This window comes from Pacificibacter sp., assembly GCF_039769035.1.
GTDB lineage: Bacteria > Pseudomonadota > Alphaproteobacteria > Rhodobacterales > Rhodobacteraceae > Celeribacter.
This window is the reverse complement of the sequence record NZ_JBDMZG010000184.1, coordinates 1-16,256: the sequence shown is the minus strand read 5'-3', so window position 1 is coordinate 16,256 and position 16,256 is coordinate 1. Positions and strand designations below refer to the sequence as shown.

General features: G+C 52.6%; 18 protein-coding genes and 1 pseudogene. 11 read left to right on the top strand and 8 right to left on the bottom strand.

The annotated features are described in order from the left end of the window. Window positions 1-597 precede the first annotated feature (597 nt). Window positions 598-783, bottom strand: coding sequence for a hypothetical protein (locus ABF287_RS15150; RefSeq protein ID WP_347185834.1), 186 nt, complete (start codon window positions 781-783; stop codon window positions 598-600). 233 nt (window positions 784-1,016) lie between these two features. Here ABF287_RS15150 and ABF287_RS15145 point away from each other — a divergent pair, with 233 nt between their 5' ends. The 5 genes from ABF287_RS15145 to ABF287_RS15125 all read left to right on the top strand — a co-directional run bounded on the left by ABF287_RS15145 (window position 1,017) and on the right by ABF287_RS15125 (window position 5,574). Continuing rightward, window positions 1,017-1,682: a GntR family transcriptional regulator gene (locus ABF287_RS15145; RefSeq protein ID WP_347185833.1), complete on the top strand. Its 666-nt coding sequence runs from the start codon at window positions 1,017-1,019 to the stop codon at window positions 1,680-1,682. Window positions 1,683-1,715: 33 nt separating this feature from the next. After that, entirely contained in the window at window positions 1,716-2,735 is a 1,020-nt protein-coding gene (locus ABF287_RS15140; protein WP_347185832.1) for an ABC transporter substrate-binding protein, read from the top strand. A 64-nt stretch (window positions 2,736-2,799) separates the two neighbouring features. Continuing rightward, window positions 2,800-3,567 (top strand): ABC transporter ATP-binding protein, encoded by a 768-nt coding sequence (locus ABF287_RS15135; protein ID WP_347185831.1) that lies wholly within the window; start codon window positions 2,800-2,802, stop codon window positions 3,565-3,567. Continuing rightward, window positions 3,560-4,369 (top strand): ABC transporter permease, encoded by an 810-nt coding sequence (locus tag ABF287_RS15130; RefSeq protein WP_347185830.1) that lies wholly within the window; start codon window positions 3,560-3,562, stop codon window positions 4,367-4,369. Before ABF287_RS15135 ends, ABF287_RS15130 begins: the two co-directional genes overlap by 8 nt. Next, entirely contained in the window at window positions 4,366-5,574 is a 1,209-nt protein-coding gene (locus ABF287_RS15125) for an FAD-dependent oxidoreductase (protein WP_347185829.1), read from the top strand. The genes ABF287_RS15130 and ABF287_RS15125 overlap by 4 nt, the downstream gene beginning before the upstream one ends. A gap of 20 nt (window positions 5,575-5,594) precedes the next feature. On the opposite strand, the gene ABF287_RS15120 is transcribed toward ABF287_RS15125, so the two are convergent. Genes ABF287_RS15120 through pcaC form a run of 5 tightly spaced genes read right to left on the bottom strand, consistent with a single transcriptional unit; the run spans window position 5,595 to window position 8,550 of the window. Continuing rightward, complete coding sequence (locus ABF287_RS15120) at window positions 5,595-6,329, bottom strand: lyase family protein (RefSeq protein WP_347185828.1); 735 nt, start codon at window positions 6,327-6,329, stop codon at window positions 5,595-5,597. Next, complete coding sequence (locus tag ABF287_RS15115; RefSeq protein ID WP_347185827.1) at window positions 6,277-6,561, bottom strand: hypothetical protein; 285 nt, start codon at window positions 6,559-6,561, stop codon at window positions 6,277-6,279. Before ABF287_RS15115 ends, ABF287_RS15120 begins: the two co-directional genes overlap by 53 nt. Next, window positions 6,558-7,340 carry a 3-oxoadipate enol-lactonase gene (pcaD, locus tag ABF287_RS15110; protein WP_347185826.1) on the bottom strand — a complete coding sequence of 261 codons (783 nt, stop codon included), beginning with the start codon at window positions 7,338-7,340 and terminating at the stop codon, window positions 6,558-6,560. Before pcaD ends, ABF287_RS15115 begins: the two co-directional genes overlap by 4 nt. A 47-nt stretch (window positions 7,341-7,387) precedes the next feature. Beyond that, window positions 7,388-8,170, bottom strand: coding sequence for a 3-keto-5-aminohexanoate cleavage protein (locus ABF287_RS15105; protein ID WP_347185825.1), 783 nt, complete (start codon window positions 8,168-8,170; stop codon window positions 7,388-7,390). Beyond that, window positions 8,167-8,550, bottom strand: a complete 384-nt coding sequence (pcaC, locus tag ABF287_RS15100; protein WP_347185824.1) for a 4-carboxymuconolactone decarboxylase — start codon at window positions 8,548-8,550, stop codon at window positions 8,167-8,169. The genes ABF287_RS15105 and pcaC overlap by 4 nt, the downstream gene beginning before the upstream one ends. 279 nt (window positions 8,551-8,829) lie before the next feature. Here pcaC and ABF287_RS15095 point away from each other — a divergent pair, with 279 nt between their 5' ends. Continuing rightward, entirely contained in the window at window positions 8,830-9,588 is a 759-nt protein-coding gene (locus tag ABF287_RS15095) for a LysR substrate-binding domain-containing protein (RefSeq protein ID WP_347185823.1), read from the top strand. On the opposite strand, the gene ABF287_RS15090 is transcribed toward ABF287_RS15095, so the two are convergent. Continuing rightward, the gene (locus ABF287_RS15090; RefSeq protein ID WP_347185822.1) at window positions 9,585-10,262 is read right to left on the bottom strand and encodes a TetR/AcrR family transcriptional regulator; all 678 of its coding nucleotides are present in this window, start codon (window positions 10,260-10,262) and stop codon (window positions 9,585-9,587) included. The genes ABF287_RS15095 and ABF287_RS15090 overlap by 4 nt on opposite strands. 154 nt (window positions 10,263-10,416) lie before the next feature. Between ABF287_RS15090 and ABF287_RS15085 the strand changes: the two genes are divergently transcribed. From ABF287_RS15085 to ABF287_RS15065, 5 genes and pseudogenes are all read left to right on the top strand, one after another. After that, the gene (locus ABF287_RS15085) at window positions 10,417-11,409 is read left to right on the top strand and encodes a tripartite tricarboxylate transporter substrate binding protein (RefSeq protein ID WP_347185821.1); all 993 of its coding nucleotides are present in this window, start codon (window positions 10,417-10,419) and stop codon (window positions 11,407-11,409) included. Window positions 11,410-11,547: 138 nt separating this feature from the next. Further along, window positions 11,548-12,057, top strand: coding sequence for a tripartite tricarboxylate transporter TctB family protein (locus ABF287_RS15080; protein WP_347185820.1), 510 nt, complete (start codon window positions 11,548-11,550; stop codon window positions 12,055-12,057). A 1-nt stretch (window position 12,058) separates the two neighbouring features. Next, the gene (locus ABF287_RS15075; RefSeq protein WP_347185819.1) at window positions 12,059-13,570 is read left to right on the top strand and encodes a tripartite tricarboxylate transporter permease; all 1,512 of its coding nucleotides are present in this window, start codon (window positions 12,059-12,061) and stop codon (window positions 13,568-13,570) included. 141 nt (window positions 13,571-13,711) lie between these two features. Beyond that, window positions 13,712-14,509, top strand: coding sequence for a hypothetical protein (locus ABF287_RS15070; protein ID WP_347185818.1), 798 nt, complete (start codon window positions 13,712-13,714; stop codon window positions 14,507-14,509). Window positions 14,510-14,764: 255 nt separating this feature from the next. Continuing rightward, a pseudogene (locus ABF287_RS15065) lies at window positions 14,765-14,884 on the top strand (transposase); the annotation flags it as partial. 508 nt (window positions 14,885-15,392) lie between these two features. Here the strand turns inward: ABF287_RS15065 and ABF287_RS15060 are convergent. Beyond that, the gene (locus tag ABF287_RS15060) at window positions 15,393-15,986 is read right to left on the bottom strand and encodes a LysR substrate-binding domain-containing protein (RefSeq protein ID WP_347185817.1); all 594 of its coding nucleotides are present in this window, start codon (window positions 15,984-15,986) and stop codon (window positions 15,393-15,395) included. Window positions 15,987-16,256 lie beyond the last annotated feature (270 nt).

Genomic DNA, 16,256 nt, shown 5'->3' with positions numbered 1-16,256 from the left:
TCATCTTCCACTCCTTGGTGGTTACGATGAGCCAGAAACACTCTCTTAGCAAATACGACTATTTGGACCCATAGGCGCTGACGTCAGACAGTCCAGGACTATTTCCGTTGCATGGAAGGTGAGCGCGCGCGAGCGTTCACCGAGGCCCACGAGGTCAGTCAGGAGTACGGTCGTTTCGTTCAGCAAATGGCAAATTGAAGAAATAACCGCTCGTTGATACTGTGATTACTCAGGGTAGATTGATCTATTCACCGCATTGGGCCGATGGGGCGCTCGAAGAAACGCGCCACGCGCAGGTATCCGATGTACCAAAATTTTCAATGTCGGAGTCTTTCAATGATGAAACTGGGGCAGGGGCCATAGCCGACCTTCGCTGCGGCACGCCTGAACTCACACAACGCGGAGAGGCTGTGTGAAACTCCACGCCGTGATCTCTCTCGTTCCGTTCATTTCGAACGCCTGAGCAAAAGTTTATTCAGAAGCGCGACAGAATACATCTAACAGTCGTTTTCGTTGAGTTTCGCGAGATGCTCAGAGTTTTCACACAGCATCGCAGACTAAGCTGACCTTGCCCTTCACGAGACCAATGGCCGCTTTTCAGATGCCGCGCCCCGCGCCGGCGGCCATACGCAGCACGGCGGCTTTCGAACCTTCACTGCAAGCGCGAGTGGGTCCAAACCAAACGCCAGAAGCGGGCACTGAGATAAAGTCAGAAATCCGCTTTAGATGCTGCGCTGTTGCCACTTCCAGCATGTTGGGTGTTCCGGTTGGTGGTGGGATCATTACCTTAATCACCTTTTCCTTTATTTTATGACGCTAAATCAGTGCCTTATGTCTGAGATTCCGTTGGGATTGCAGGGTGGTTCCGACGCGTAAAAGGGCCGTTGAGGGTATGAGGCGAACCTCCATGGAAGAATAATGACGCGCCGGCCTGAAAAGACTTTCGATTTTGTGCCTTGACCAAATGTATTGTATAATGCTAAAAATAACCAACTTTATTGATAATGGTGGGCAAATTGATTTTTGGTGGGCGGAGTTCAGAAGACGATACAGTGGTCGAAATGTTGGCCTCTGCGATCCGACGGGACATATCTTTTGGCGTGTTGCGGCCCGACCAGAAGCTGAAGTTGGCCGATTTACGTCAAGCATACGGTGGTTCAAATCATTCGATGCGCGAGACACTTCGTATCCTGTCATCAGAGGGGGTGGTGGAGGCTGCCAGCCAACGCGGGTTCCGTGTGACCTCGGCCACGGAAGACGACTTGCGAGACATTTTGTTGGTTCGCCTTGAGGTGGAAAAGCTTGGCCTGAAGCGCTCACTCGAACGTAGCGATGTTGCTTGGGAAGGCCGCGTCGTTGCAGCTTTGCACGCCGTAAGTCGTGCGGATGCAGTTGTTCAAGGTAACCCTGACGACGTCACCGCTTTGGAATGGGATGAGGCCTGTCGCAATTTGAGTATGACGCTTATCTCGGCAAGTGGATCCCCAAGATTAACCACTATGGCGGCTCAATTTTATGGCCAATCGCGACGTTTTCGATTGGCTCTATTGCGTGAAGGACGGATCGATTTTGCGGCCAGAGGCGCCCGAAGGGCTGCTTTGCAAGAAGCCATTATTGCACGGGATGAAGGACGCGCACTCGGCATTCTTGAGGACGAAATCGGAGCCGACTTAGGAGCATAAGACAATCAAAACAGATCATTTAGGGAGGAAACAATGATCACTTTCAACAGACGCCAGACACTCGGTCTGATCGGGGCAGCAGCTGCATCCAGTCTTGCTGCACCTGCAATCGCCAAAAATAAGAAAATTGTAGTGGGCGCTTTGCGATTCACGTCACATTCCGCCAGCTTTATTGCGGCTGAACGTGCCTATTTCCAAGAGGCCGGCCTTGATGTTGAGTTGCGCTTTTTTCAAGCAGCACAACCTATGGCCGTCGCGATTGCCTCAGGTGACGTGGATTACGCCGTGACCGCTATTTCAGGCGGCTTGATTTCACTTGCGAACAAAGGCGCGATTAAGGTCATTGGCGGCGCTCTAAGTGAAGAGCCGGGTATCGACGGCCAAAAAATCCTAGTTTCAGACGCGGCTTTCAAATCAGGCATCACCACACCTGCTGGCCTGGCTGGCAAGAAATTTGGCATATCTACGGCGGGTTCCTCGTTTCACTACATGGGATCAAAAATGGCGCAAGCTGAAGGAATCGACATGTCCTTTGCGCCGCTTCAAAAAGTTGGAGCAATCATTGGCGCGTTGAAATCCGGCCAAATCGATGCTTGGTCCATTGTGCCTCACATTGCCAAACCACTGGCGGGTTCCGGTGCCGTTCACATCATCGGTAACGTGTCTGACTACTTGCCGAATTATCAAGTTACAACGCTGTTCACCTCGGCAAAGAATGCAAACGATGAACGTGGCCAGACCGCTGATTTCATCAAAGCGTTTGGCATGGGGGCCTCTGATTACAACTCCACCATGATTGACAAATCTGGTGGCGACGACGGTATCAACGAGATGGTCGATTTGATCCACAAATATGTCTACACAGACCGTGAACGCGACGCCGCGGCACCCTCGATTATCAACGGTACCATGCGGATCAACGAAGGCGCGCGTTTGAACGTGGCCTCTGTACAAGATCAACTCAGCTGGTTCCAATCCGAAGGATTGATTGATGCGGATATCACGCTCGATACCTTTGTCGACACCAGCTACGTCGAAACGTTCGATACCTAAATCTTAACACCAGTTGGCCGCCTTTTGTGCGGCCAACTAGCTTCTCTCTATTCAGGACAATTTTATGGACATTCGCTTAGACGCGATCAGCCACGCCTATGGTGGCACCGAAGTTTTGCGCGACATCTCACTTGATGTGCCCGACGGTAAGATTGTGTGTCTTGTTGGGCCCTCAGGCTGCGGAAAATCAACGTTGTTGCGTTTGATCGGTGGATTAGAGCGGGCCTCAAAGGGGCGCGTCTTGCAACTTGGAACACCCCCCGAGGGGTGCTTGAACCCACTGACCTATGTGTTTCAAGATTTCGCCTTGCTGCCTTGGCGATCCGTGCATGGCAATATCTCGCTTGTACTTGAGGATCATGGCATCAAGGGTGAGCGGGCAAATGCCATCATTCAAGATGTTTTGTCACGTACCAAGCTGACTGATTTTAGCACAGCATTACCACGGCAATTGTCCGGCGGCATGAAACAACGGGTCGCGATTGCACGTGCGTTAGCTGTCAAACCGGCAGTGATGTTAATGGATGAACCGTTATCTGCGCTTGATAGCCAGACACGCGAATTGCTGATGGACGATCTGGTGGCGCTATGGACCCGCCAACAATTCACTGCGGTCTATGTCACCCACAATTTGGCCGAAGCTGTGCGTTTGGGTCACCGTATTGTTGTGCTCTCACGTCGTCCCGGTCAGGTCCGCGAAATTGTCGAAATTGACAAACCGCTATCTGAACGAAGCCACGGTGATGCTGATCTAGAACGCACTCAAAAGCACCTTTGGGACTTGATGCGCGATGAGGCCCGCGCGGCCGATGAGGAGTTGTTAGATGTCTGATGCAGTAATTAAACCAGAACCCATTGAAGTCCGGTTTCGTGGCGGTGGCTTTGCCCCTAAATCCCGGCGTTGGATGGGCCTAGCCGTTTTCGTCTTTTTAATCGCCATTTTGGAAATTGGCACACGAGGCGGTTGGATTTCATCGCTGACACTGCCCAAACCGTCTGATGTTCTGGCCACGTTTGGCGAGCTTTGGGAAAGCGGTTTATTGTTCAAACATCTTGCGCCGTCCCTCAGTCGCCTCGCCGTCGGGGGCGCGATCGGTGCTTCAATTGGGATCGTTGTTGGTGTCTTGATTGGGTTGTTCTCATATGCTCGTGCGGGCCTTGTCCCGTTGGTCGCCGCGATCTTCCCAATTCCGAAAATCGCGCTTTTGCCATTGTTCGTGATTTGGTTCGGAATTGATGAAACCAGTAAATACGCTTTGATCGCATTTGGTACATTTACGCCAACAGTGGTGGCCACTTACGGCGCAGTCGACAACGTAGATCGATCGCTGATCCGCATGGGACAAAGTTTTGGGCTGTCGTGGTTTTCGATCGTGCGCAAAATTGTCTTGCCTGGCGCGATGCCCGGTATCTTGTCCGGCCTTCGTATTTCGTTGGCGATTGCAATCATCCTGCTCGTCGCGGCTGAAATGTTGGGCGCGGAATACGGTATTGGTGCATATATTCTGGAAGCCGGATCGCTTTATGATCTTGAGCGCTTGTTCGCAGGCGTTGTGATCCTGTCCCTTCTGGGTGTTATCCTGAGCACTGTCATTGGCTTCATTGAACGTCGCCTGCTGGGGTGGCGCGAATGAGCCGTAAGCCAGAGTGTGATTATGATGTCGTTGTTGCCGGTGGTGGCGCAGGTGGCATAGGTGCCGCATTAGGGGCGGCCCTTGAGGGGGGCGATGTCCTGTTGGTCGAAAAATACGGGTTCTTGGGCGGGGCTGCAACAACGTCTAACGTGCTCGCTTATTGTGGGTTTTTTCAACAAGGCGAGACGGCGATCAAGGCGGTTGGCGGCGTTGCTGATCTGGTCTTGGATGAATTGCGCGCCTTGGGGCTCGACTGTGATCCATTTTGTTCTCCCACAACGCTGAATTGGATCATTCTATTAGAACCCGAAGCCGTGAAGCTGGCACTGGATCGTGTGTTGACCAAGGCTGGCGTGGATGTGTTGTTGCATACCCGCGTGGCGGCCGTCGCACGTACCGCGGACAGAATTCAATCCGTGACACTTGCTGGAATGGAGGGTCGCAGGCGTATCGCAGCGAAGGCTTTTGTTGATGCGACTGGGGATGCAAACCTCGCGATGTTGGCAGGATTGGATTGTCGGATCGGAAATGATCGGGGCCACTTGCAGGCGGTCTCCGGCCCTCTTCGTATTGGCGGGCGAGACCTGTCAGTGCCGATTGATCGTGCCGCATTGATCAAGGGTTTTGAAGTTTATAACCAAACCGGCAAATACCCCTCGGCCCGCACCGATGGCGGTATATACACTACGATCCCCGGCACGGGCGAAATGTGGTGGATGATGTTTGATTACGCGATGCCCGATTTATCCTCGGAAAGCTTTACCAAGGCTGAGCAAGCCACACGTGAGGCCGCGCAAGATTACGTCGAAATCTTACGCCAGCATGTGCCGGGGTTCGAACACGCCTACCTGGCCTCGACCGGCCCGCAAATTGGCGTACGTGAAAGCCGTCATCCGCCTGCGCGTTACGAACTAACTTCCGAAGACCTGCTGACAGGTCGGCAGCGTTCTGACGGCATTGCAAAAGCGGCTTGGCCGATTGAAAATCATACGGTCGCCGGAGAACCAGTGTATCATTCCCTTGGAGGGGACGGCTACGCAGACATCCCACTGGACTGCCTGCGCGCCAAAGGACTGGACAACTTATTCTATGCAGGCCGGCTAATCGGGGCTGATGATATGGCCTATGGTTCCATCCGTGTGATGGGGACGGCGTTCGCGACGGGTGAGGCCGCAGGCCGTGCAGCATTCCATGTAAGCGGATAGTTGAAGAGGCCCAGAGGCAATTACTGCCTCTGGGTGCCGATGTCGGTGATTTTGGCGCAGATATCAGTCGCAGCCGACAAACTACGTGCGGTGGCTTGGGCCATATCTGGCAAAATCATCCATTCCAACATCCACGCCGAACCTGATCGTTCTTGCTCATGCACAAGGGCGTGGTGCATTCCAGATAATTGCGTCGCGTTGTAACGCGCTAGGGTTACAAGCAATTCTGCCAAGACAGGGTTTTGCTTGTGTGGCATCGCCGACGATCCACCACCTCCGCTGAGCGTGATTTCATCAATGCCTTGTTGTGCCATCAGGCAGATGTCGTGACCCATTTTTCCGACACTTCCTGTGATCAAAGACAATAGGTTAGCGTAATCTGCGAGACCATCGCGCATGGTGTGCCATGATTGCATTGGATCACGAACGCCCAGCTGCAATGCCATGTTTGCACGAACAGCGGGGGCAGTAGCGCCAAGGGCTGCATCGTTGCCAACAGCGCCGCCGAATTGCAAAACTTCGATCTGGCCGCGCATCGCTTCAAGCCGCCGCAGGTGATGCTTGAGCGGTTCGGACCAAGTCCTGATCCTGTCAGAAACCTTGATCGGCAAGGCCGCCTGCATTCTGGTCCGTCCCATCAGATCATGTGGGCCAAATCTTTCGGACAGACCCGCTAGGTCATGGATCAGCTTGGACAGCTGTTCAAATAGGCATGAATTGAATGTTTGCAGTGTTAATGTCAGGGCCGTGTCCATCACGGGCTGTGCCAAGCCGAAGATCATCTACATCAACCTGAAAACCTTCGATTTGCGCAGCTATCCTTTCGGCGTCATCTACAGGAACTGACCCAACGTTGCCCAATGCCCGGGTGAACGCAGCCTCAACTGAAAGCATATGTTTAAGCTGCTGCTGAGGTGACCAAATTCGGGCGGCACCTGCATCAGCAAATAAACCACTTAGCCAAGGATTTTCGAAAACATTGGTCATGGGATGCTCCGGTACATATGCTTGATGGCATGGCCTAGCATATCCGGCTGTTCAATACAGGGAAGGTGACCACAGCGTTCGATAATCTGGAATGACGCGCCTGCAATGTTTTTCGCAAGCTCATGCACCAATGCGGGTGGTGTCGCGTGATCGTCGGCCCCAGCGATGCACAATGCCGGGATCATGATGTGTTTGCATTGCTCCGTAAAATCCGTTTCAGCGATGGCTGCACATACGCCAGTATATCCAGCAACAGAGGTGCGGATGAGCATGTTGCGATACGCCGCCAAGTCGGTTTGTCGGCTTTGCATGAAATCCGGCGAGAACCACCGCTCTAGAATGGCATCAGATAAGGATGCGATCCCGTCCTTTTCAATTGCGTCGATCCTCAAGGCCCAACTTTGGGCATCGCCGATCTTTGCGCCAGTGCAGCATAGAACCAGCCCTGAAACCAAATCGGGTCGTGATGCCGCCAGCCCTTGTGCGATCATCCCACCAACCGAGACGCCGCAAATCAAGGCACCTGACACTCCCAAATCGTCGAGAAGGGCGACAACATCGTTGATAAGAACGTCCATGATGATGGGGCCGTCATCGGTTAACCCATGCCCTCGTTTGTCGACACACACCACGGGGATATTAGCGTCCAATGTTTGGATAACATCATCCCAGATCCGAAAATCGGTGCCGAGTGAATTGAGGAAAACAATCGGCCTCCCGTGACCTTGGCGAAAACGATAATGCAAAGCAATGCCGTTGAGATGCGCAATCTCTACCATTTAGACACGCGGTTTATGTTGGCGAATGAGTTTGGAGATTTTCGTCGTCATCCCACAACTTTCCTCAGTCCAAGGATATCACGCGCCTGCTGCCATTTGGCGACGGGCCGTTCGTATTTCTCGCAGAGATCGACCGCCCGTTTGACCAGTGCTGCATTAGACCCTGCAAGCGTGTTGCGATCAATTCGAACGTTATCTTCAAGACCAGTGCGCGTATGACCACCTTTGGAAATTGACCACTCGTTCACGGTCAACTGAGCCGCGCCAATGCCTGCCGCACACCATTGCGCATCAGGTGCGAGACGCTTCAGTGTTTCGATGTAAAAATCGAAAATCGGTTCATCAGCAGGCATGGAATTTTTTACCCCCATGACAAATTGCACATAAAGCGGCCCCTTGAGGCGCCCATCTGCGGCCATACGAGTGGCCTGCACGATGTGTCCAAGATCAAAGGCTTCTATTTCAGGCTTCACGCCGTGCGTAAGCATTTCGGACGCAAGCCAGTCAACCAATTCAGGGCTGTTTTCGTAAACGCGGGTTGGGAAATTGTTCGACCCAACTGACAACGACGCCATGTCAGGGGACAACGACAACATGCCACCGCGTTCGCGCCCTGCACCAGATCGACCACCTGTCGACAATTGCACGATCATGCCGGGGCAATGGGTTTCAATGCCTTCTTTGAGGCGCGCAAACCTGTCGGGGTCCGACGTGGGCTTGTGTACGTCGTCAGAGTTTTTGGGTCCAGAGGCTGCGTAATTTAGGCGAGTATCTGGCTCATCTGGTGGGTGCCATTCGCGATCGCGTTGATAGAGATCAGTCTTGCTCATGAGGCGTCCCTCTCCATTTCCGCATAGGTCTGCTTGGCTAGTTTGATCGCATGGTTGGCAGCAGGCACGCCCGCGTAAATTGCGACATGCTGAAAGGCCTCGATCACATCGGTTTTCGACGCGCCTGTATTGGCGGTCGCGCGAATGTGCATCGGGATTTCATCGAAATTCTTGGTCGCGGCCAATAGGGCTAATGTCAGCATAGAACGTTCGCGCAGGCTTATTGCGTCGCTGGACCAAACCGTGCCCCAAGCGCCTTCGGTGATAAGGGTTTGAAACGGTGCGTCAAAATCGGTCTTTGCCGCCTCTGCGCGGTCAACGTGATCGTCGCCCAAAACTTTGCGGCGGATCGCCATGCCTTGCGCGTGCCTGTCTGACATTCCTGAACGTCCTTATTGTGCTGGTGCGCCGTGGGCGGTTCGGCATCGGGGTTCCATGACCTTGAGTTTGTGGTTTCTAATTGCTCATGTAAAATGATAAAATGAGCCGGTTGGTTGCCAAAATGGAATACTTATGGATCGTAGGATCAAATATCGCCACCTCGAAGCCTTTATCGCGATTGCCCGAGCAGGGCGGTTGAATCGTGCGGCGGATCAGTTGAACCTGACGCAGCCGACGATATCGAAGACCTTGAGGTCATTCTCGGCGTCACCTTACTGATGCGAGATCGCGCTGGTGTGGCATTAACCCCAGAGGGGCAGGTGTTCTTGCAATTTGCGGAGCAAAGCACTGCCGCGCTTCGGGTTGGTATTCAGAACATGGCCAATCTGAACGTAGATGCCGGTTCGACCCTGTCCATTGGTGCACTGCCAAGCGTTGCTGCGCAAATTCTGCCGAAAGCGGTTAAGGGTTTCTTAAAAGTCGCACCAGATACCGTTGTGCACATTGAGGAAGGATCACATTCAGAGCTGACAGCACGTTTGCGATCCGGAAGCCTTGATCTGCTCGTCGGGCGGATGGGGCGAATTGAAACGATGGAAGGGTTATCGTTCACGCAGCTTTACAACGAAAAAATCGTCGCGGTTGTAGCCCCTGACAGCCCGCTTGCCACATCAACCAAGCTAGCGCAATTGGACGATGCTTTGGTGGTCTATCCGCCAAAAGACTCTGCGATCCGGCCCTTGTTGGCGCGGGCTATGATTGCCAGCGGTCTGCCCATTTTCAAGAACCGGATCGAGACTGTGTCTGGCTCGTTCGGTCGTGCTTTGGTGTTGGGGTCAATGGACGCGGTTTGGTTTATTTCACATGGCGTAGTTGCGGATGATCTTGCCCATGGGCGCTTGACCCAATTGCAGATCGATCTGGGCACAACGCAAGGGCCTGTCGGCATCATGGCCCGTTCCGAAGAAGTCGCAGCAACTCATGTTCACTTGTTCCGCCAAGCGCTCATCGACGTCTCAAAAACGTTTCGAGGCTAGTCTGGCGGCTCATACCCGATAACAACCGAACCAAGAACGATATCCCGTAAACGGCGCCGCAATCGTGCTTGCCCCTGTTCGCAGTGCAATGCATCTCCAAAACTCGCTGAAAATGTTGCGCGGTTCGAGACGTTGTAGAAACAAAAAGCACTGATCGTCCAATGAAGTTCAAGGGGATCGGCATGTGCGCGAAAGGTGCCTGCCGCTTTGCCCCGATCACAAACGTCTGTCAGTTTATCGATGATGGCTCTGTTGAGGGTTTGCACAACGTCAGAGCGGGTCAAGTATTCGGCGTTGTGGATGTTTTCGATCGCGATAAGACGAATGAACTCTGGGTTAGAGGCATAGGCATCAAAGGTCGCTGTCGTAAGGAGCGCTAAGGCATCAGCCGGTTCCAAATCGCCAACCATTAACGTTTCTTCGCTTTCGCGCAGCGCGGCATACACGTTTTCCAAGACGCTTTTGTACAGCCCTTCTTTGTTCTCAAAGTAGTAATAAATCATCCGTTTTGACACGGTCGTCCGCTTCGCAATTGCATCAATGCGCCCGCCTGACAAACCGTAGGTTGCGAACTCTTCTTTGGCGACACGCAAGATATCAGCCTTCACAGCATCTGGGTCCTGCTTCCAGTTCCCTTTGCGAAGGGTGTTGGGTTCTTTTGGTGGTGTGCTCATTTGGTGCCTTGGGAAACAGTTCGATTCGAAAAATCATATCACATAATTAACTCTCTGGTACATTTTGATTGACAAATTAACCATTCAGTACATTTTGAAGACATCACGGCTGATTCACCAGATTCGGCAGCGATGAAATTAATGGGAGTAAGAAATGTTTACTAAAATTTTAAGCACGGCATTTGTCATTGGACTGACTGCAACAGCCGCTATGGCTGAATTTCCTGAACGGGAGATTCAGGGGATCATTCAGTGGGGCGCAGGAGGCTCAACAGACTCTGTCATGCGGTCTGTAACCCCACACGCCGAGGCGGCATTGGGCGGTTCGATTGTCATGCAGAATGTCACGGGCGGGGTCGGCGCAATTGCATTGAACCAAGTCAGCACAGCAAAAGCAGATGGCTACACAGTGTTGATGGGTGCCGAAAACCCATTGCTGTACAAAGTCATGGGTTTTGGAGAAAAAGATTACTTCGACTTCACACCGATCATGTTGCTTGGTCGCGGCACACCAATTCTGGTTGCAGGCATTGATGCACCTTTCGACACATATCCTGAAATGATCGCGTACATCGCTGAGAACCCTGACGAAGTCCGGTTCGGCTCGCACGGTCCGGGTGGCTTGTCGTCTGTCATCTACGGGATGATGCAGGCCGAAGAAGAACTGCCTGTTATCCTCATTCCCTACGACGGTGACGGCCCTGCCCTGACTGCTTTGCAAGGCAAGGCAATTGATGTGATGGCGGTGGTTCAAGGCGCTGCAATTGAAGGCATTCGTGCTGGAACCATGAAACCCATCGTGCTGTTTGATACAGAACAAAGCGAAACGCTGCCTGATGTACCGACCATCACCTCGACCAATCCAGAGTTCGAGACATTCCTGCCGTGGGGGCCCTTCTTTGGGATCTTTGCACCGAACGGAACACCCGATGACGTCGTTGGCACATTGCGTGCCGCGTATGCACAGGCCGTCCAAGCTCCTGATTTTGTCGACCTGATGCACAATCGCGGGTTCTCAATCATGGGGACCACGGGTCAAGAAGCCGTTGATTTTCTGACAAACTGGCAGCGCAATACGGCATGGTTGATGCATGATGCTGGCGTCACCAAGTACTCGCCAGAAGATTTCGGCATAACGCGTCCATAACAACGCACGGTTGGCGGCCCAATCGTGGCCGCCAACACAACAATCAGATTTTTACATGATGCTGCGCGACCGCGCGACGTCTTCTCACCACGTCACCAAACCCGTCGCCAGACGGTTTTGATGGTTCAGGAGCTTGTTATGAATTCCCATCCCCGCAAGCCGGGCGAACTTGCCTTCGCAGGCTTTCTTGTCGGCGCTAGCCTACTACTGCTTTGGAGTGCTTACGGCATCTCTGGTTTTGAGTCCCTCAGCGCCCCCGGTGCGATCCCACTGGCCACGACGGCGACGATGGTCGTAACATCTATCATAATCCTAAAGCGCGCTTTTGCCACGAAGGCCGCGCTGGGCGGATCCTTTTTCGGCACTGTGTTTCCTGTCCGTATCGCGTTGATCGTCGGGCTGTTGCTCGCCTATGCTGTCGCACTTCAGCCGTTGGGTTTTCTACCGACGTCGGCTTTGTTCCTTGTTCTGACGATCAAATACCTCAGCAACCGGTCATGGGTGTTTTCAATGACCATCGGGCTGGTCAGCTTGATCTGCATTTATCTCGTATTCCGGATTGTGTTCACGGTGCTCATGCCTGCTGGTATCGTGCCAGAAGGCCAAATGTTGGCCTGGGTGCGCAATCTACTGAACGGAGGGATTTGAGATGTTCGAAACTTTAGCAGATGTCATCACCGTATTCACTCAACCGCACTTGTTGGTTTTGGTCGGTTTAGGCACGTTCGCGGGCATTTACATTGGGGCTATACCTGGGTTGTCGGTGACGATGGCCGTATCGATCCTCATTTCTTTCACCTTCTCTTGGGATGTATATCCGGCCATTTCGTTGATGATCGGCATCTACATGGGGGGTGTTTATGGCGGGTCTCGCACGGCGATTTTGTTGAACATCCCCGGTGCGCCCTCGGCCATTGCGACGGCGATTGATGGTTACCCAATGGCGCAAAAAGGCGATGCGGGTACAGCAATTGGCGTGACCACGGTGATGTCGTTCTTTGGCGGACTTGTCGGAATTTTAGTGCTCGCCATTGCGGCTCCTTTCATGTCGCAGTTCGCGCTGAGCTTTCAACCGCGCGACTACATGCTGTTGGCTGTTCTTGGGATCCTGCTTGTCGGTTCTCTGTCTGGCGACAACCTTTTGAAAGGGATTTTCGCAGGTGCATTTGGTCTTGGTCTTGGCACTGTCGGCATGGACCCTTTGACCTTCACTGGGCGTTTCACATTTGACATCCCAATTTTGCAGGCGGGGATTTCATTTATTGCTGTGATGATTGGTTTGTTTGGCGTCAGCGAAGCACTGGCGCAATTGCACCATGTGGATAAGGTTGCTGTGAAACAAAAGATCGGCCGCATAATTCCGTCGTTCGGGACAGTGCGGAAATACCTGCCGCTTTCACTGCAAACATCTGCGATTGGTGTCAGCATTGGCGCATTGCCCGGCACTGGCGGCGATATTGCTGCTTTGATGGCGTATGATCACGCCAAACGGGTTACCAAAGACCCAGAGGTGCCATTTGGCGAAGGCGCGATGGAGGGCCTTGTGGCACCGGAAACCGCAAACAATGCTGCGGTCGGCGGGGCATTCATTCCGATGATGACCTTGGGCATTCCCGGCGATGCGGTAACCGCCATTATGATTGGTGCGCTCTTTATCCATGGGCTGAACCCCGGACCGATGTTGATGATCGACCAACCCGATATGTTTTGGTTTATCGTAGGTGCCTTGTTCACCGCCAATATCTTCATGCTGATCTTTGGGCTAACAGGCATCCGCATCTTTACAAAAATCGTGGAAATGCCCCGATCTATCCTGATTCCGTTGATTTTCCTGCTGTCGATCGTCGGGGCTTATGCGGTCAACAATCTGATCACCGACGTTTATTGGATGCTGGGTTTCGGTATTTTGGGGTACTTCATGAAGTACTACGGATACCCTCTGGCTCCCGTGGTTCTCGGGGTGATCTTGTCGCGACTTCTTGATGACAACTGGCGGCGGGCTATTATTTCTGCGCGCGGCAATTTGGGAGAGTTTTTCGAAGGCGTTTTTACGTCACCTTTGTCACTTGTGCTGTTCATGAGCGTAATTTTTATTTTGCTCAGCCAGACTCCGCTTTGGACTAAAATGAAGCGACGTTTTTTTGGGGGTGTGTCAGCATGATTGATGCGCCTCCAATCACCCTGTACGTGAGTTGATTATCTACCTTTTCCTTAAGATCGGGGCAGAAGTGTTATGATGGGAAATGACCCTCGCCACCCTGCCTTTATTCGTATTCTTCGCCCTTGATATGGAGTGCATGTCTTGTCCATCACTGGAAAAACTAAACTATTCCCAATTGTCGGGCATCCGGTCGAAAACGTATTTTCGCCACCGGCGTTCAACGTGTGGTTCGAAAAAAATGACGTGGACGGTTGTATGATTGCCATGGACGTACCGCCGGATGGGCTAGAGAGTTTTCTCTCCATCATGCGCACCAGTCCCAGCTTTCTTGGCTGTTCCGTAACCTATCCGCACAAACAGGCGGCGTTGCACTGTGTTGATGAACTGACACCGCGGGCCGAACGTCTTGGTGTATTAAACACGATCCGACGCACCCCCGACGGGCGGTTGATCGGAGACGCCACCGATGGCGCTGCTTTGGTCACGGCAATGCGTACAGTTGGCGGGCAAATTAAAGGCAAAACTGCAATGATTTTGGGGGCTGGCGGGGGCGCTGGAATGGCGATTGCAGATGCATTTTGCGCGGCCTCTATAAGCGGACTTGTTCTTTTGGATACCGATGTAAATCGCCAAGACCATGTTAAAAAAATGATCGGAGATCACTGGCCCGAGGTCAAAATTCTAGAAGCGGCACAAGAGATTGAGATATTAGTGAATGCAACATCAATGGGGGCAAACCCTACTGATCCGTGCCCATTTGATCCCACGTTAATCGCAAAGGCCGATATTATCTGTGATGTTCTATCCAATCCGAAACTCGCGGAACTTACAAAGGCTTCTGGCACACGCCTCGTCAACGGACAGATGATGGGAGAAGCACAAGTGCTCCCTCAGCTTCGCTTCCTTGGCTTAGATCAAAGAGACGTTTCAAGAAACTAAACTGACGGTCCGCTCTTGTTCGCTAACAAACTTTTTTCGGGTCGTGTAGAAGTCATTCTTTTCACCCCTTAAGCCCTCGTTCAGAAAAACAAAACTCTTCTGTCATGTTCGCTTCGCATGGCAAGCGAAGGGATCTCCTTGATCGGGCAAATCGCCTGCTAAGCCGGAGCTGGCACCTGATGTTTAGTCAAGGTGTGAATAGCCCCTAGATTTGTAGACGCTTTGCTTGGTAATTTTGGAAGCAAGGCGACAGTGATGTCAGGGATTAGATTTACAGATGAATTCAAGCGTGACGCGGTCGCACAGGTTGTTGAACGGGGATATTCAGTTGCAAAAGTTTCGGAGCGTTTAGGGATTAGCACCAAGTCACTATACTTGGAAGACGCAGCTTTCGCAGCCGCACAAACAGGTCCTCGAGACCACAAAACAAGCGGCAGAGATCAGGCGGTTGAAGAAAAAACTCGCGCCTGTTTCCGAGGAGTGTGACATACTAAAAAACCGATCCGGGTTGGGGCCCGCCTGTGCGCGGTAGAAGCGACCTGTGCTATCGTAGTGATATGAAGGGCAGCGGACGTTGGCTTATTGGTGGCCTCGACACTGTCGGGAACCCCGTTAAAAAACGTGGCCCATGGGATGATGCGAAGTTGAGAATGGTGATGCTGCTTTGGCAGTGATCCCGGTTGAGGCAAGATGACGGATTTGCATAACCTACGCCCTTCTGTTGCCAACAGAAGGATAAACAATGGTAAAGCCAAAGACACCAAAGCCCACAGCGATTGAGACGGTGAATGTCGGCGCTGCGGCTGCACGCCGGGCTAAAGAAAAGGCTCAAGCAACATCACCACACGCGGCCGAGTGACCCAATTCGCTTGGCTGTTCAGGGCTACGATATATGAGGTCTCCGCCTGCCCAGCCAAGTTAACAACACCGCAAGTGTGACATTTCTTTGCGCAACAACGGACATTTCAACTTGGTTGCAACAAAACAAAACAGGAGGCGCCGATGGCTTCAGCGGGAAATTGGGCACCAATGCGCCGGAATCAAGTTCACTGCGCACGACCCATGTCGGTAGCATGGCGACGCCCAGGCCTGATTTGACTGCTTCTTTTAGAAGCGTAAGGTTCCCAGCATGAATGCGGCGGGACACCGGCACCTCTAACGTGCCTTCTGGTGACCTGAATTGCCATGTTCGTTGGCCCGACCCTACGTGAAAAGACATGCATGACATCTTACTTAACTCATCTGGATGTACTGGCGTCCCATTTTGTTCCAGAAATTCTGGGCTTGCTACGACAAGCGAGCGATTTGTCGTCAGGCTTGAATCCTCAAGGTGCCCAACGCGGATCGCGTCTTCACTGATCCAAACCGTCTGATCAGCGTGCCGTCGCAGACCTTCGTTATACTCCGGCCAGTTGATCACGCGATGCTTTTGTTTCGGAACCTTGTTACGACGAGAGGCGTTGAACTTGTGCGGCATTTACAGCATCCTGAAAAGGAACAGACCGCGTCGATATCAGCCGTGGGATGATCCATGCAACAACGCCCCTCAAAGTCAAAACGCCTTCTGTCTCAAACTATATGATGACGGACAATTAGGGCAATCAATTTTAGGTGTGCCGCCTGGTGGAGTTATACATCTTGCGTTGTAGTGACTCGACCTCCCTCTTGAGGGTGGTAATGCAGACCTCGTCGATAGCATCGCTAAAGCGTACCGTCGGCACAACGACATTGAGGGATGCCACTATTT

Bases quoted from the DNA above. Each gene is read 5' to 3' on its own strand.
- ABF287_RS15075 (WP_347185819.1), top strand. From the start codon at position 12,059: ATGTTCGAAACTTTAGCAGATGTCATCACCGTATTCACTCAACCGCAC.
- ABF287_RS15130 (WP_347185830.1), top strand. From the start codon at position 3,560: ATGTCTGATGCAGTAATTAAACCAGAACCCATTGAAGTCCGGTTTCGT.
- ABF287_RS15115 (WP_347185827.1), bottom strand. From the start codon at position 6,561: ATGACCAATGTTTTCGAAAATCCTTGGCTAAGTGGTTTATTTGCTGAT.
- pcaD (WP_347185826.1), bottom strand. From the start codon at position 7,340: ATGGTAGAGATTGCGCATCTCAACGGCATTGCTTTGCATTATCGTTTT.
- ABF287_RS15120 (WP_347185828.1), bottom strand. From the start codon at position 6,329: ATGGACACGGCCCTGACATTAACACTGCAAACATTCAATTCATGCCTA.
- ABF287_RS15105 (WP_347185825.1), bottom strand. From the start codon at position 8,170: ATGAGCAAGACTGATCTCTATCAACGCGATCGCGAATGGCACCCACCA.
- ABF287_RS15135 (WP_347185831.1), top strand. From the start codon at position 2,800: ATGGACATTCGCTTAGACGCGATCAGCCACGCCTATGGTGGCACCGAA.
- ABF287_RS15060 (WP_347185817.1), bottom strand. From the start codon at position 15,986: ATGCCGCACAAGTTCAACGCCTCTCGTCGTAACAAGGTTCCGAAACAA.
- ABF287_RS15090 (WP_347185822.1), bottom strand. From the start codon at position 10,262: ATGAGCACACCACCAAAAGAACCCAACACCCTTCGCAAAGGGAACTGG.
- ABF287_RS15080 (WP_347185820.1), top strand. From the start codon at position 11,548: ATGAATTCCCATCCCCGCAAGCCGGGCGAACTTGCCTTCGCAGGCTTT.
- ABF287_RS15140 (WP_347185832.1), top strand. From the start codon at position 1,716: ATGATCACTTTCAACAGACGCCAGACACTCGGTCTGATCGGGGCAGCA.
- ABF287_RS15150 (WP_347185834.1), bottom strand. From the start codon at position 783: ATGATCCCACCACCAACCGGAACACCCAACATGCTGGAAGTGGCAACA.
- ABF287_RS15125 (WP_347185829.1), top strand. From the start codon at position 4,366: ATGAGCCGTAAGCCAGAGTGTGATTATGATGTCGTTGTTGCCGGTGGT.
- ABF287_RS15095 (WP_347185823.1), top strand. From the start codon at position 8,830: ATGCGAGATCGCGCTGGTGTGGCATTAACCCCAGAGGGGCAGGTGTTC.
- pcaC (WP_347185824.1), bottom strand. From the start codon at position 8,550: ATGTCAGACAGGCACGCGCAAGGCATGGCGATCCGCCGCAAAGTTTTG.
- ABF287_RS15085 (WP_347185821.1), top strand. From the start codon at position 10,417: ATGTTTACTAAAATTTTAAGCACGGCATTTGTCATTGGACTGACTGCA.